15 protein-coding genes are annotated in these 13,853 nt (G+C 72.2%); 5 read left to right on the top strand and 10 right to left on the bottom strand.

Going from position 1 to position 13,853, the window contains the following annotated elements:
• Nucleotides 1-17: 17 nt before the first annotated feature.
• Nucleotides 18-512, top strand: a complete 495-nt coding sequence (locus F8568_RS09545; RefSeq protein WP_151593153.1) for a MerR family transcriptional regulator — start codon at nt 18-20, stop codon at nt 510-512.
• A complete protein-coding gene (gene trxA, locus F8568_RS09540) occupies nt 394-708 on the top strand; it encodes a thioredoxin (protein ID WP_151593152.1) in 315 nt (104 codons plus the stop codon). Before F8568_RS09545 ends, trxA begins: the two co-directional genes overlap by 119 nt.
• Before the next feature lie 56 nt (nt 709-764).
• Here trxA and secY read toward each other — a convergent pair whose 3' ends face one another.
• The 8 genes from secY to F8568_RS09500 all read right to left on the bottom strand — a co-directional run bounded on the left by secY (nt 765) and on the right by F8568_RS09500 (nt 9,423).
• Nucleotides 765-2,051, bottom strand: a complete 1,287-nt coding sequence (gene secY, locus F8568_RS09535; protein ID WP_151593151.1) for a preprotein translocase subunit SecY — start codon at nt 2,049-2,051, stop codon at nt 765-767.
• 142 nt (nt 2,052-2,193) lie between these two features.
• Complete coding sequence (locus F8568_RS09530; RefSeq protein ID WP_151593150.1) at nt 2,194-2,619, bottom strand: hypothetical protein; 426 nt, start codon at nt 2,617-2,619, stop codon at nt 2,194-2,196.
• A gap of 113 nt (nt 2,620-2,732) precedes the next feature.
• Nucleotides 2,733-3,722 (bottom strand): LysR family transcriptional regulator, encoded by a 990-nt coding sequence (locus tag F8568_RS09525; protein WP_151593149.1) that lies wholly within the window; start codon nt 3,720-3,722, stop codon nt 2,733-2,735.
• Between the two features lie 97 nt (nt 3,723-3,819).
• On the bottom strand, nt 3,820-4,560 hold the full coding sequence (locus tag F8568_RS09520; RefSeq protein WP_151593148.1) for a Crp/Fnr family transcriptional regulator: 741 nt from the start codon (nt 4,558-4,560) through the stop codon (nt 3,820-3,822).
• 282 nt (nt 4,561-4,842) lie between these two features.
• Nucleotides 4,843-5,613, bottom strand: coding sequence for a succinate dehydrogenase/fumarate reductase iron-sulfur subunit (locus F8568_RS09515; RefSeq protein WP_151593147.1), 771 nt, complete (start codon nt 5,611-5,613; stop codon nt 4,843-4,845).
• On the bottom strand, nt 5,610-7,580 hold the full coding sequence (locus F8568_RS09510; RefSeq protein WP_151593146.1) for a fumarate reductase/succinate dehydrogenase flavoprotein subunit: 1,971 nt from the start codon (nt 7,578-7,580) through the stop codon (nt 5,610-5,612). Before F8568_RS09510 ends, F8568_RS09515 begins: the two co-directional genes overlap by 4 nt.
• A 12-nt stretch (nt 7,581-7,592) precedes the next feature.
• On the bottom strand, nt 7,593-8,423 hold the full coding sequence (locus F8568_RS09505; RefSeq protein WP_151593145.1) for a hypothetical protein: 831 nt from the start codon (nt 8,421-8,423) through the stop codon (nt 7,593-7,595).
• Nucleotides 8,424-8,769: 346 nt separating this feature from the next.
• Nucleotides 8,770-9,423, bottom strand: a complete 654-nt coding sequence (locus F8568_RS09500) for a helix-turn-helix domain-containing protein (protein ID WP_151593144.1) — start codon at nt 9,421-9,423, stop codon at nt 8,770-8,772.
• A 133-nt stretch (nt 9,424-9,556) separates the two neighbouring features.
• On the opposite strand from F8568_RS09500, the gene F8568_RS09495 reads away from it, so the two are divergent.
• Nucleotides 9,557-10,114 (top strand): hypothetical protein, encoded by a 558-nt coding sequence (locus F8568_RS09495; protein ID WP_151593143.1) that lies wholly within the window; start codon nt 9,557-9,559, stop codon nt 10,112-10,114.
• A gap of 5 nt (nt 10,115-10,119) precedes the next feature.
• Nucleotides 10,120-10,683, top strand: a complete 564-nt coding sequence (locus F8568_RS09490; RefSeq protein ID WP_151593142.1) for an OmpA family protein — start codon at nt 10,120-10,122, stop codon at nt 10,681-10,683.
• Nucleotides 10,684-10,694: 11 nt separating this feature from the next.
• Here the strand turns inward: F8568_RS09490 and F8568_RS09485 are convergent, their stop codons facing one another.
• Nucleotides 10,695-11,549: a serine/threonine-protein kinase gene (locus F8568_RS09485; protein WP_160573556.1), complete on the bottom strand. Its 855-nt coding sequence runs from the start codon at nt 11,547-11,549 to the stop codon at nt 10,695-10,697.
• Between the two features lie 173 nt (nt 11,550-11,722).
• On the opposite strand from F8568_RS09485, the gene F8568_RS09480 reads away from it, so the two are divergent.
• On the top strand, nt 11,723-13,219 hold the full coding sequence (locus tag F8568_RS09480) for an LCP family protein (protein WP_151593140.1): 1,497 nt from the start codon (nt 11,723-11,725) through the stop codon (nt 13,217-13,219).
• A 9-nt stretch (nt 13,220-13,228) separates the two neighbouring features.
• Here F8568_RS09480 and F8568_RS09475 read toward each other — a convergent pair whose 3' ends face one another.
• Complete coding sequence (locus F8568_RS09475) at nt 13,229-13,849, bottom strand: prepilin peptidase (protein WP_151593139.1); 621 nt, start codon at nt 13,847-13,849, stop codon at nt 13,229-13,231.
• Between the last annotated feature and the right edge of the window lie 4 nt (nt 13,850-13,853).

Here is a 13,853-nt window from a genome sequence, read left to right as displayed (position 1 = left end):
ACCGAAGGAGGTCTCCGATGCTGATCGGCGAGCTGGCCGAACGCGCCGGCGTCAGCACCCGCACGCTGCGCTTCTACGAGCAGCAGGGACTGATCACCGCGCGCCGCGCCGCCAACGGGTACCGCCAGTACGACGAGTCCGACCTGCGGCTCGTCGCGCAGATCCGCTCGCTGCTCGCGGCCGGGTTCACGCTGGAGGACACCCGCCCGTTCGTGGACTGCCTGCGCTCCGGGCACGCCACCGGCGACGCGTGCCCCGAGCCGGTCGCGGTCTACCGCCGCAAGCTCGCCGAGATCGACGCGGAGATCGCCACCCTCGTCCGGCGCCGCGCCGACGTGGCCGCCCAACTCGCCCGGGCCTGCCCGGGCTGCACCGTCCCCCAGGAGGCGACCGATGATCACCGTGACCAGCGCGACCTTCGACGAGCGGGTCCTGAACGCCCCGGGCCCCGTCCTGGTCGACTTCTGGGCCGACTGGTGCCCGCCGTGCAAGATGATCGCGCCGATCCTTGAGCAGCTCGACGCCGAACTCGGCGACCGCCTCACCATCGCGTCGCTGAACGGCGACGAGAACCCCGACATCGCGAGCCGGTACGGCGTCCTCGGCTTCCCCACGCTGGCGCTCTACAAGGACGGCGAGGTCGTCCACCAGATGGTCGGCGCCAAGCCCAAGCGCCACCTCCTCGCGGCCCTCACCCCGCACCTTTAGACCCGCGGTGACGCAAGCCCGCCGCCGGGACGGCGCGTCCCGGCGGCGGGCCCGGTTCAGCGCAGGAACCCCTCGTAGTCGTGCTGCTGGAGCCGGCTCTCGATCTGCTTGACGGTGTCGAGGCCGACCCCGACGGCGATGAGGATCGTCGTCCCGCCGAACGGGAACTGGTCGCCGACGTCCAGGAGCGCCAGCGCCGCCATCGGGATGAGCGCGACGAGCCCCAGGTAGGCCGCGCCGGGCGCGGTGACGCGGGTCAGGACGTGGTCGAGGTACTCGGCGGTGGGACGTCCCGGCCGGATCCCCGGCACGAAACCGCCGTACTTCTGCATGTTCCCGGCGACCTCCACCGGGTTGAACGTGATCGCCACGTAGAAGTAGGTGAAGAACACGATCAGCGCGAAGAACGCGCTCATGTGCCACGGGTTCGCCTGGTCCAGGTAGGGCTGGATTTGCCGCGACCACTTCGCGTCCGGCCACAGCCGCGTGGCGAGCAGCGGCAGGTACAGCACCGACGAGGCGAAGATCACGGGGATGATCCCCGCCTGGTTGACCTTCAGCGGAAGGTAGGTCGAGGTGCCGCCGTGGACGCGGCGGCCGACCATCCGCCTGGCGTACTGCACCGGGATGCGCCGCTGCGCCTGCTCGACGAAGACGACCCCGGCCATGATGCCGAGCCCGACGACGATGGTGAGCGCGAACACGAACCCGCCCTTGGCCTGGTAGATGCCCCACAGCTGGCCGGGGAAGACGGCCACCACCTGCGTGAAGATGAGCACCGACATCCCGTTGCCGACGCCCCGCTCGGTGACCAGCTCCCCGAGCCACATCGTGACGGCCGTCCCGGCGACCATGCACACGACCATCGTCGCGACCGGGAACACGCCCGTGTCGCGCAGGATGCCGTCCGAGCCCTGGAACAGCTGCCCGGCGGACGTCATCGCGACGACGCTCGCGCCCTGCAGGACCGCCAGCGCGACCGTGAGGTAGCGGGTGTACTGCGTGATCTTCGTGGTGCCGGACTGGCCCTCCTTCTTCAGTGCCTCCAGTTTCGGGACGACCACCGTCAGCAGCTGCAGGACGATGCTCGCGGTGATGTACGGGTAGATGCCGAGCGCGAAGACCGACAGTTTCAGCAGCGCGCCGCCGCTGAACAGGTCGAGCAGCCCGTACAGCTGGTTGCTCTTCTTCGCGGCGTCGGCGGCGGACTTCAGCGCCGCCACGTCGACGTTCGGCAGGGGCAGGTTCTGCCCCAGCCGGAACACGAGGACGACGAACAGGGTGAACAGCAGCTTCTTGCGCAGATCCGGGGTCCGGAACGCGCGGGCGAACGCGGTCAGCACGCCGCGTCCAAACCGTGCACGGGCAGGGTGAAACGGGCGAGCGCATGGCGCGCTCGCCGCATGGCGAAGCGGAAGATGACAGGCCTCCATACGGGGACGCCGCAGCGTCCGCAGGACTACTGCGGCCGATGACGGATGAGCGTCAGGAACCCGTACCGATGGGAGGCCCTCGCACCTGGACGGTGCCGGTGTGGACGGACGCCGGGACGACCGTGCGCGACCAGGCGGCCGCGGCGCGGACCCGCCGGAGCGCCGGGTCGGGAGCGGCTGCGGACGGCAGGACCGCGTGCGGGCTCCGCGTCTCGCCCGCGCCGAACCCGAGCCGTTTCCACAGGTGGACGTCCGCCGCGGAGAAGCGCGGCCAGGCGGGCGCGGCGCGGCGGTCCCGGGCGAGCGAGGGCGCGATGCCCCGCGAGCCCGCGCCGCTCGCCGCCGCCGCTGTCCCGACCCGGACGATCTCGACGGCCGCCGCGTTCGGGACGGCGGACAGGGTGGCCGTCATGGCGAAGCCGAAGAGGCCTGCCAGCAGCATCAGCAGGCGGCGTTGCCGGGAGGTGCGGTCGTCCACACCGGCCTCCCCTCGCCGCCGCCCGCCGTCCGTCCCGCAACCGTACAACGCCCGCGACCGCCCTGCCGCCGAACCTGATCAGCGGCCTGCCGGCGCCGGTCGCGGGCGGCGGGTCAGTCCCGGAGGAGGGTCTCCACGCCGGCGGGGAGGCGGGCCGCCGCGCCCGCCTCCACGAGGAACGTCAGCAGCAGGTCCTGGAAGGCGCGCGCCGCGTGCGTCAGGTCGACGTCCTTGCGGTGCGCCAGCGCGATCGTGCGCAGGAGCCCGGGACCGTGGTGGCCGCGCCGGGCCTCCTCGTCGGGCAGGACGAGCGGCGTCCCGCGCAGGCCGGGCCGTCCCGCGAGGACCATGCTCGGCACGACCGCGATCCCGAGGCCCGCCTCGACGAACCGCAGGACGGCGTCCATCTCGCCGCCCTCGACGGCGAACCGGGGCTCGAACCCGGCGGCCCGGCACGCGCTGATCGTCGCCTCGCGCAGGTCGTAGCCGGGCCGGAACATCACCAGCGGGCGGTTCCGCAGGTCCTCGATGCGCAGGTAGGAGCGGCGCGGCATCTGCGTCGCGCGGGAGTCGGCGTCGTCGCTCCCCACCGGGGAGGCGACCACCAGGTACTCGCGCAGTATCGGTGTGGTGTCCAGCGGCGGGTCGCCGTGCAGCGGCAGGATGACCAGGGCCAGGTCCAGCGAGCCGCGGGTCAGCTCCTTCACCAGGTCCCGCGACCCGCCCTCCTCCACCAGCAGCTGGATGCCGGGGTAGTCGTCGTGGAAGCGGCGCAGGACGTCGGCGAGGAGCCCCGCGCACAGCGACGGCGTGGCGCCCAGCCGGACGCGCCCCCGGCGCAGCCCGGTCAGCTCCTGCACCTCCAGCCGCGCCGTGTCCACGTCGGCGAGGATGCGCTTGGCGAGCGGCAGCAGCGCCTCCCCCGCGGGCGTCAGGGTGATGTTCCCTCGCGCGCGGCTGAACAGGGGCGCGTTCAGCTCGGTCTCCAGCGCGCGGATCTGCTTGGACAGCGACGGCTGCGCCACCCGCAGGAGCTCGGCGGCCTGCGTGAAGTGGCGCACCTCCGCGACCGCGACGAAGTAGGCGAGCTGCTGTAGCTGCATCCTGCACAGGGTACGGGCTGGACTTGGGCCCGCCTGCGGCCGCCTCGGCCGTTGGCCCGCGTGCCGCCTCGGCCGTCGGCGCGCGGCGGCGCGGCCGTCAGCGCGCGTGCCGGCGCAGGGCCTGGAGGTCGTGCACGATCAGCCGGCGGCGGCCCGTCTCGATCCAGCCGTGCCGGCGCAGCGTCCGCAGCGCCTTGCTGACCGCCTCCCGCGACGCGCCGACCCACCCGGCCAGCTCCTCCTGGGACAGGTTCAGCGTGATCCGGACGCTCTGCCCTCCGCTCGGCCCGCCGCTCGGCGCACCGTTCTGCCCGCCGGCCCGCCCCGCAGCGCCCGCCCTGCCCTCGTAGGGCTGCCCGAACCGCTCCGCCAGCTCGACGAGACGCTGCGCCACCCGTCCCGTCGCGTCGAACATGCCGAACTCGACGCGCTTGCGGTCCGCGTCGCGCCAGCGCTGGCACAGCATGCGCATGATGATGATGGAGACGCGCCCGTGCGCCTGCAGGAACGCCATGAACTCCTCGGCCGTCACGGCGAGCGCGCGCGCCGGCTCCAGCGCGGAGACGGTCGCCGAGCGGGGCAGGCCGTCGATCGCGGCGACCTCCCCCAGCAGCGCGCCGGGACCGCGCACCGCGAGCAGCGCCTCGCCGCCGTGCTCGCGGTAGGAGAACGCCTTGACCCGGCCGCTCAGCAGGACCGCCACCCAGCTGGAGCGGTCCCCCTCGACGAACAGCGTGTCCCCCCGGGCGAAGTCGCGGACACGTCCGCGCGATTCCAGGTCGCCGCGTTCCGCCGGGGTGAGCTCGGCAAGGAACGAACCCGGTTCGAGGGGGCTCATGTCCACCACGCTAAGGGGAACCCGGCGGCACGAGTCCCGGGGGATAATCACGAATTTGTCACGCGTTATGTGCACTCTTCCCTATTCACCCGGCCGCGCGGGCGCCAGGGTTGATCGCGGCGTGTGCGACCGGTGGGTCGCCGGCGCCCGGCTCGCGCGGAGGCACGGTGGACGGGGGCGCCGTGCCCCCGGCGGCGAGCACGGCGTTCATGGGGAACGGCGGTACGGCGGGCGGCGGTCCGGGGGCATCGCCGCCCGCCGTCGCCGCCCGCCGCCACCGCGTCAGGCGGACGGGGTGTCCTGGCCCTTCTTGACGATGCCGAGCTTGCTGCCGAGCCACACGACCGGGTCGTACTTGCGGCCGACGACCCTCTCCTTCATCGGGATCAGCGCGTCGTCGGTGATCTTGATGTGCTCGGGGCACACCTCGGTGCAGCACTTGGTGATGTTGCAGAACCCGAGGCCGTGGTCCTTCGCCGCGATCTCCCGCCGGTCCGCCTGGTCGGCCGGGTGCATCTCCAGCTCCGCGATCCGCATGAGGAACCGCGGCCCGGCGAACTCGGGCTTGTTCTCCTCATGGTCGCGGATCACGTGGCAGACGTTCTGGCACAGGTAGCACTCGATGCACTTGCGGAACTCCTGCGAGCGCTCGACGTCCTGCTGCTGCATCCGGAACTCGCCGGGCTTGGTGTCGCCCGGGTCGAACGAGGGGATCTGCCGCGCCTTCTCGTAGTTGAACGACACGTCCGTCACGAGGTCGCGGATCACCGGGAACGTCCGGATCGGGGTGACGGTGATCGTCTCGTCCTCGGTGAAGGTGGACATCCGCGTCATGCACATCAGCCGCGGCATGCCGTTGATCTCCGCCGAGCACGACCCGCACTTGCCGGCCTTGCAGTTCCACCGGACGGCGAGGTCCGGCGCCTGCGTCGCCTGCAGCCGGTGGATGATGTCGAGGACGACCTCGCCCTCGTTCACCTCGACCGTGTAGTCGGTCAGCTCGCCCGCGCCGTCGTCGCCGCGCCAGACCTTGAACTTGGCCTCGTAGCTCACTCGTCGCCCTCCTCGTCGTCCCCGGCGCCCGCGGCGGTCGCACCGCTCTCCGCGGCCACGTCGGCCGGCAGCTCCTCGGCCGTGAGGTACTTCTTCAGCTCGTCGGTCTCGAACAGCGCCAGCAGGTCCTCGCGCATCGGCACCATCGGCTGGCGCTTCAGCTCGACGTGCGGGGACGACGGGTCCCCGGCCAGGCTGCAGACCAGGTTGACCTTCCGCCACTCCGCCGACATCTGCGGGTAGTCGTCGCGGGTGTGCCCGCCGCGGCTCTCCTGCCGCTCCAGCGCCGCCTTCGCGACCGCCTCCGACACCAGCATCATGTTCCGCAGGTCCAGCGACAGGTGCCAGCCCGGGTGGTAGCCGCGGCCGTCGTCGCCCACCGCGACCGGCGCGACGCCGACATTGGCGACCCGCTCGCGGAGCTTGCCGAGCGCCTCGATCGCCTGCTTCAGCTCCTCTTCCTTGCGGATGATGCCGACCAGGTCGTTCATCGTCTGCTGCAGCTCGGCGTGGACGGCGTAGGGGTTCTCGCCGCCCTCCCGCTCGAACGGCGCGAGCGCCTCGGCGACCGCCGCCTCGACCTCCGCCTCGGGGACGCCGGGACGCTCGGGCAGGCCGTCCACGTACTCCGACGCGCCGAGTCCGGCGCGCCGGCCGAAGACCAGCAGGTCCGACAGGGAGTTGCCGCCGAGCCGGTTCGAGCCGTGCATGCCGCCGGACACCTCGCCGGCCGCGAACAGACCCGGCACCTTCGCCGCGCCGGTGTCCGGGTCGACCTCGACGCCGCCCATCACGTAGTGGCAGGTCGGGCCGACCTCCATCGGCTCCTTGGTGATGTCGACGTCCGCCAGCTCCTTGAACTGGTGGTGCATCGACGGCAGCCGCCGGACGATCTCCGCGGCGCCGCCCGGCATCCGGTCGACGACGGTGAGGAACACCCCGCCGTGCGGCGATCCCCGGCCGGCCTTCACCTCGGAGTTGATCGCGCGGGCCACCTCGTCACGGGGCAGCAGCTCCGGGGGCCGCTTGTTGTTGTCGGGGTCGTCGTACCAGCGGTCGCCCTCCTCCTCGGTGGTGGCGTACTGGTCCTTGAAGACCTCGGGGACGTAGTCGAACATGAACCGCCGGCCCTCGGAGTTCTTGAGGACGCCGCGGTCGCCGCGCACCGACTCGGTGACGAGGATCCCCTTCACCGACGGCGGCCAGACCATGCCGGTCGGGTGGAACTGCACGAACTCCATGTTCAGCAGCGTCGCGCCGGCGAGCAGCGCCAGCGAGTGCCCGTCGCCGGTGTACTCCCAGGAGTTCGAGGTGACCTTGAACGCCTTGCCGATGCCGCCGGTCGCGAGGACCACCGCGGGCGCCTCGAACACCACGAACCTGCCGGTCTCGCGAACGTAGGCGAACGCGCCGCAGATCCGGTCGCCGTCCTTGAGCAGCCGCGTCACGGTCGTCTCGGCCCACACCTTGAGCCGGGCCTCGTAGTCGCCGTACTCGGCGCGGTCCTCCTGCTGCAGCGCGACGATCTTCTGCTGCGCGGTGCGGATCAGCTCCAGGCCCGTCCGGTCGCCGACGTGCGCCAGCCGCGGGTACTCGTGCCCGCCGAAGTTGCGCTGGCTGATCTTGCCGTCCTTGGTGCGGTCGAACAGCGCGCCCCAGTGCTCCAGCTCCCAGATGCGCTCGGGGGCCTCCTTGGCGTGCAGCTCGGCCATCCGCCAGCTGTTCATGAACTTGCCGCCGCGCATGGTGTCGCGGAAGTGGACCTGCCAGTTGTCGTTGGGGTTGACGTTCCCCATCGCCGCGGCGGCGCCGCCCTCCGCCATCACCGTGTGCGCCTTGCCGAACAGCGACTTGGAGATGATCGCGGTCTTCTTGCCCTGGAGGCGGGCCTCGATCGCCGCCCGCAGCCCGGCGCCGCCGGCACCGATCACCACGACGTCGTAGGCATGCCTCTCGATCTCAGTCATGATCCTTTGGCCTCAGTTGAAGATGCGGGGGTCGGAGAAGACGCCGCCGGCCACGAACGCGACGTAGGCGTCGGCCACCACCAGCGAGCCCAGCGTGATCAGGGCGTAGGTCCCGTGGTTCTGGTTGATCTTGGAGACCCAGCCCCACATGCGGTACCGGAGGGGATGCTTGGAGAAGTTCTTCAGCCGCCCGCCGACGATGTGCCGGCACGAGTGGCACGACAGCGTGTACAGCCACAGCAGGACCACGTTGGCGACCAGGATGATCGTGCCGAGCCCGATGCCGAACCCGCCGTCCTTGCCGTGGAACGCGCGGACCGCGTCCCAGGTGTTGATGACGGAGATGAGGAACGCGGCCATCCAGAAGTAGCGGTGCAGGTTCTGCCCGATGAGGGGGAAGCGGCGCTCTCCGGTGTACTTGCCGTGCGGCTCGCGCACCGCGCAGGCCTGCGGCGACGCCCAGAACGAGCGGTAGTAGGCCTTGCGGTAGTAGTAGCAGGTCAGCCGGAACAGCAGCAGGAACGGCAGCGTGATGATGGCGAACGGGATCCAGCCCCGGGTGCCGGCCGGCAGGAAGGTGCCGAACTCGGCGGCGTCGCCGGTGTGGCCGTTGACGGTGACGTTGCTGCAGATGTCGTTCAGGCAGGGCGAGTAGAACGGCGTCAGGTAGTGGTATTCGGGGACGTAGAACGCCGCGCCCCAGAAGGCCCTGATGGTCGCGTACACCACCCATGCCGTGAAGATCACGAACGTCGTGATCGGATACAGGCGCCAGTTGTCCTTGCGGAGCGTGCGTTCCTTGATCTGGGCGCGCGACTTGGCCGGCGCCTCCAAAGTGCTCATCGATCGCTCTCCTGAGCTCGGGTCGTCGTGTCCCCGTACCACGGTCTGAGCGCACTCGCGCGGCCGTCGCGCCCCGGCCTGAGGCGGCGTCCGCACGCGCGCGGTGACGCCTCGTGTGCGCTTCCAGCGAAGCGACCTTACGCCACCCCACGGGCGCTGTGACATACATAACAGGCAGACCCGTATGTGACCCTGACCACAGACTTTAGCCCCGGAAACGCGCTCCCGCACCGCCCGGTTCCCATAACCAGTCGTTATGGCCCAGCGGAATGGAGACGAGCACGCCGGGGCATGACCGCCCGGCCGCCGCGCCGGCGAGGGACGGGCGGGCCGGCGGCGGACGCGCTCAGTGACCTCGGGCGTTCCGGATGATCCGGGCGTAGTGGGCCTCGGCCTCGCTCGTGCGGCCGTTGCCGTACACGCGCAGCAGTTCCGCCAGGTCGGGGAAGCGGTCGCCGATGAGCGCGGCGGCGGCCTCGATCTCGGCGGCCGAGGCGACCTCGCGCAGCAGCGCCTGGACGAGCCGCGCCGGCCGCTCGGCGTGCACGGGCGCGCCGTCCGCGACCCCGCCGCCCGGCGCCGCACCGCCCCCCGCGCCCGCCGCACCCGCCGCGTCCCGGCCGTCCGGCGCCGCGCCGCCCGCCGGGACGCGGCCGGACGGCGCGGCGCGCAGGCCCGAGGTCGTCGCGGCCTGCTCGGCGCTGATCGCCGCCAGCCGCTCCTTGACCTCGGCCGCCGCCATCGCGTCGAAGCCCGGACCGGCGGCGAGCTCCTCGACGGCCAGCAGCCGGTGCAGCACGGCCGGGTTGCTGATCTTGGCGCGCTGCGCCGACATCAGCTGGGAGAGCATCGGCGCGGACAGCCCGAGGACGCCGGCGAGCGCCGACTGGGAGAGGCCGAGCCGGTCCAGGAGCCGGCGGACGCGATCGCCCAGCGGCTCGCCGTACCACTCGGTCTGGAGCGCCCGGTTCCGATCGACCGTCTCCGCGGCAACGCCCACTTTCGCCGCCCCCCCTTGACTATTCGCAGATGCAAACGATAGATTCTCGACCGCAATCACGCATCATGTCCCCGCCACCATGGTGCCATGGCGAACGAACTTTGCATATGCGACGAAACGGAAAGGGCAGCACATGCGCCTGTCACACCGCCTGGCCGCGACGACGGCGGCCGCCCTCCTCCTCGCCGGCGCCCTGACCGGCTGCTCCGTGTTCGACGGCGACTCCGGCGGCGGCTCCGGCGGCGGCGCGGTGCAGGGATCGGCCTCCAAGGCGAGCGTCGACCGCTTCGACAAGCCCATCGCCAAGGCGACCTTCGACAGCCCGATGGCGCCCGGCGCCAAGGTCGACATCGCGGTCATGGGCCTGCGGGTCAAGGGCAAGCTCGCCACCCTCACCCTCCAGTGGACGCCGCACGTGACCGGCGCCGGCAACGACCCCACCCCCTACCGCCTCAACGGCAAGCACGGCGTGGACGCCTCGCTGATCGACCCGGTGAACCTCAAGCGCTACGTCGTCGTGACCGACTCCAGCACCCGCCGCCTCGAAAGCGACGAGGTCCTGACCACCCTGCCGAACGACCGGACCACCATGACCAGCCACACGTTCGCGGCGCCGCCGTCGAACGTGAAGAGCATCGACCTCCAGCTCGGCTCGTGGCCGGCGTTCCGCGACGTCCCCATCGAGAGGTGAGCGGCATGCGCCGGACGATCGCCCTCGCGGCCGCCGTACTGCCGGCCGCCGCCGTCCTCCTTTCGGCCTCCGGGCAGGCCGGGGCCGCCGCCCCCACCCCCGACATCCCCGGGTCCATCAAGACCATCGACGCGGCCGGCGGGATCCGGTCCATCGACCTCACCCGGGCCGTCGTCCCGCTCGAGACCGAGGACGTCAACGGCTCCCAGGTCACCGTGCACATCTCCGCGGACGTCCTGTTCGACTTCGGCAAGGCCGCGCTCACCGATGCCGCCCGCCGGCGCATCGCCGACCTCGTGCCGCGCCTGCGCGACGCGCGCGGCACCGTGCAGGTCTCCGGCCACACCGACGCGGTCGGCTCGCCGCCCTACAACCTCGACCTCTCGCGGCGGCGCGCCGAGGCGGTCAAGGCCGAACTGGCCAAGGCGCTCGGCGGCACCGCACTGCGCATCGACGCCAAGGGCTACGGCGAGACGCGGCCGATCGCGCCCAACAGCGTCGGCGGCAAGGACGACCCGTCCGGGCGGGCCAAGAACCGCCGCGTCGACATCAGCTACGAGAAGGCCTGAGGCCGCGCGGGTCAGGGGTGCGGCGGGGGCGGGCCCAGGTGCTCGAAGATCTGGAGCGGTTCGCCGTCCAGGGTCAGGACGGGGAACCGCAGCTCCAGGTCGCAGGACGACAGCGCGCGGCGCGCGGCGGCGGCGTCGACGAAACGGCGTCCGGGATCCGGATCGCACAGGTGCGACAGCACCGTCCACAGCATCGGCGGGACGCCCTCGGGCCGCGCCCCGATCCGCTGGCGCGGCTCCGGATCGCCCGCACCGGTGAGCATCCGCCAGCCGACCATGCCCGCCGCGTACAGGTCCTGCCGCGGCCCGGGACGGTCCCAGTCGAGCACCTCCGGCGCCAGGTAGCCCGGCGTGCCGACCGCGAACCCGGTCGTGGTGAGGCGCACACCGTCGTCGCCGAGCGCGATCCCGAAGTCGGCGAGCCGCACGTGCGGAGCCCCGACCGGGCTCGGATCCAGCAGCAGGTTCGCCGGCTTCACGTCCCGGTGGACGATCCCCGCGCCGTGGATGTGGCCGAGCGCGGCGAGCACCTGGTCCAGCACCTCGGCCGCGTACGCCGGCGGCAGCCGCCCGTAGTCGCCGAGCAGCGTCTCCAGCGACCCGCCGCTCACCAGGTCCATCGCCAGCAGCACGTCCTCGCCGGCCGTGCACGACGCGTACGGCGTCAGCACGTGCGGATGCGCCGACCTCAGCGCCTGCTCGCGGATCGCCCGCAGCACCGACGTCCGGCCCCGGCGCCGGACGAGCTTCGCCGCGCAGTACCGCTCCTCCGCCCCGTCATAGGCGCGCCACACCCGGCTCGTCCCGCCCGCGCCGATCCGGTCGAGCATGGTGAACCGGCCGCCGATCACCCACGCCTCGTCCACGACCGAGATCGTACGGAAAACCCGGCCGCAAGGGATCCGGGCCACAATTCGGCCGAACATGACAACAGATCGGGCGTATCGCGCATCAAACAAGCAGACACACGTGACCTCCGCCCCCCGCCCGCACCTCCCAGACCACGCGCCCCGGACAGGGCCCGCCCGAAACTGGACCAATGAGCGACAAAGACCCTGGCCGCGACGACCTCGCGGGGGACGACGCCGCCCACAGCGACACCGCCACTCCCTCCACCGCCGGCGGCGGAACCCCGCCCGACGGCGACGGCGTCCCGCCGCGGCGCGCCGTGGCGGCGCGGGCGCGCCGCCGCACGTTCCTGCGCTGGACCGCGATCGGCGCGGCCTCCGTCGTCCTGCTCGGCGGCGCCGGCGCCGCCTGGCTCTACCACGACCTCGTCGGCGGCATCGACAAGAAGCACGTCGACGGGCGGCTCGGCACGAACCGGCCGAAGAAGCTCAACAAGTCGCTCAACATCCTGCTGCTCGGGTCCGACACCCGCGCGGGCGACAACGCCAAGTACGCCGCCGACGGCGTCACCGGCGCCCGCTCCGACACCGCGATCCTGCTGCACCTGTCGCCCAACCGCGACCAGGCCGTCGGCGTCAGCTTCCCCCGCGACTCCATGGTGAAGATCCCCGCGTGCGAGAAGGACGGCGGCGGCACCGTCCCCGCCCAGTTCGGCATGCTGAACTCGGCGTTCGCGCTGGCCGGCCCCACCTGCACCTGGAAGACGCTGGAGAGCCTGACCGGCATCCACATCGACCACTTCGTGCAGATCGACTTCTCCGGCTTCAAGCGGATGGTCGACGCGCTCGGCGGCGTCGAGATCTGCGTCGACAAGCCCGTCGACGACCCGCGCGCGGAGCTGCACCTCAAGGCCGGCAAGCAGACCGTCAAGGGCACCCAGGCCCTCGGCTACGTGCGGGCCCGCTACTCCCTCGGCAACGGCTCCGACCTGGAGCGCATCCAGCGGCAGCAGAAGTTCATGGCCGCCGTCGTCGACAAGGCCACCAGCGGCTCGGTGCTCACCGACCCGGCCAAGACCTACAAGTTCCTCAAGGCCGCGACCAAGTCGCTCACCACCGACGACGGCCTCGACCTCGCGACCATGAAGAAGCTCGCGGACGGCCTCAAGGGGATGGACGCCGGCAAGGTCCGGTTCGTCACGGTCCCGGTCGAGGGCTACGCACCCGACCCCAACCGCGTCCAGTGGAACCGGTCCGAGGCCGAGCCGCTCTTCGACGCGATCCGGCACGACAACGACCTGCCCGCCGCGCCGGCCAAGCCCGCCCCCGCCGAGCAGGCCCCGCCCGACCCTGGCAAGGTCGCGGTCACCGTCGTCGCCGCGGGCGCGCCGAAGGCGATGGTCCGGCGGGTCGTCGAGCAGCTCGGCAAGCGCGGGTTCAAGGTCGCGAAGAAGACGGAGCAGGCCGCGCCGGCCGCCGAGAGCCGGCTCGTCTACAACCCGTCCGCCGAGGCCCAGGCGTCCGCGCTGGCCCGCGACGTCCCCGACGCGCTGCTCACCGCCGACGGCTCCGCCCCCGCCGGCGGCGTCCGGCTCGTCCTCGGCAAGAACGGCGTGCGCCTCGCCCCGCAGACGCTCAACAAGATCACCGGAGGCGTGAAGGCGGGGCAGAAGAACCCCTGCACGTGACCCCCGGTCCTACCCGGCGGCCGCGAGCACCCCGACGAGCGCGCCGACCAGCATCGACGGCCCGAACGGGAACTCCCCCTTGCGCGTCCGCCGGACGACCAGCACCCCGACCGCGATGACGCCGCCGAGCAGATAGGTCGCCAGCAGGCCCGTCACCCACGCCCGCGCACCGAACCAGCCGAGGCACAAGCCGAGCACGCCCGACAGCTTCACGTCCCCCAGCCCGATCCCCGACGGCACCGCGAACGCCTGGACGGCATAGAGCGCGAACATGGCCGCCATCCCGATGAGCGCATGCTCGAAATGCCGCCACCCGCCGCCGGTGAACGGCGCCGCCACGGCCAGCAGCGCCGCCACGGCGCCGTAGGAAGGCAGCGTGAACCGGTCGGGCAGCCGCTTGACCTGCACGTCGACGAACGCCAGCAGCGTGCCCGCAGCGGCGAGGTACAGCAGCGCGCCGAGGACGGGATGCGCCCCGACCCGCCACCCGAGCACCCCGAAGACCGCCGCGGCGACGGCCCCCATCGCCGTCCGCCGCGTCCACGGCACGGCGCCGGTGAACGGCACCGCCAGCGGGGCGAGGAGCAGGCCGGCGACGAGACCCGCCGGAACCAGCACCAACGCGACCATCGCA

Source organism: Actinomadura physcomitrii, assembly GCF_008923205.2.
GTDB lineage: Bacteria > Actinomycetota > Actinomycetes > Streptosporangiales > Streptosporangiaceae > Spirillospora > Spirillospora physcomitrii.
The sequence above is the reverse complement of the archived record's forward strand: the minus strand, read 5'-3'. Positions and strand labels throughout refer to the sequence as shown.

Coding starts and splice junctions, on each gene's coding strand:
- F8568_RS09545 (WP_151593153.1), top strand. CDS start 18: ATGCTGATCGGCGAGCTGGCCGAACGCGCCGGCGTCAGCACCCGCACG.
- F8568_RS09510 (WP_151593146.1), bottom strand. CDS start 7,580: ATGACTGAGATCGAGAGGCATGCCTACGACGTCGTGGTGATCGGTGCC.
- F8568_RS09525 (WP_151593149.1), bottom strand. CDS start 3,722: ATGCAGCTACAGCAGCTCGCCTACTTCGTCGCGGTCGCGGAGGTGCGC.
- F8568_RS09475 (WP_151593139.1), bottom strand. CDS start 13,849: ATGGTCGCGTTGGTGCTGGTTCCGGCGGGTCTCGTCGCCGGCCTGCTC.
- F8568_RS09495 (WP_151593143.1), top strand. CDS start 9,557: ATGCGCCTGTCACACCGCCTGGCCGCGACGACGGCGGCCGCCCTCCTC.
- trxA (WP_151593152.1), top strand. CDS start 394: ATGATCACCGTGACCAGCGCGACCTTCGACGAGCGGGTCCTGAACGCC.
- F8568_RS09520 (WP_151593148.1), bottom strand. CDS start 4,560: ATGAGCCCCCTCGAACCGGGTTCGTTCCTTGCCGAGCTCACCCCGGCG.
- F8568_RS09490 (WP_151593142.1), top strand. CDS start 10,120: ATGCGCCGGACGATCGCCCTCGCGGCCGCCGTACTGCCGGCCGCCGCC.
- F8568_RS09480 (WP_151593140.1), top strand. CDS start 11,723: ATGAGCGACAAAGACCCTGGCCGCGACGACCTCGCGGGGGACGACGCC.
- F8568_RS09505 (WP_151593145.1), bottom strand. CDS start 8,423: ATGAGCACTTTGGAGGCGCCGGCCAAGTCGCGCGCCCAGATCAAGGAA.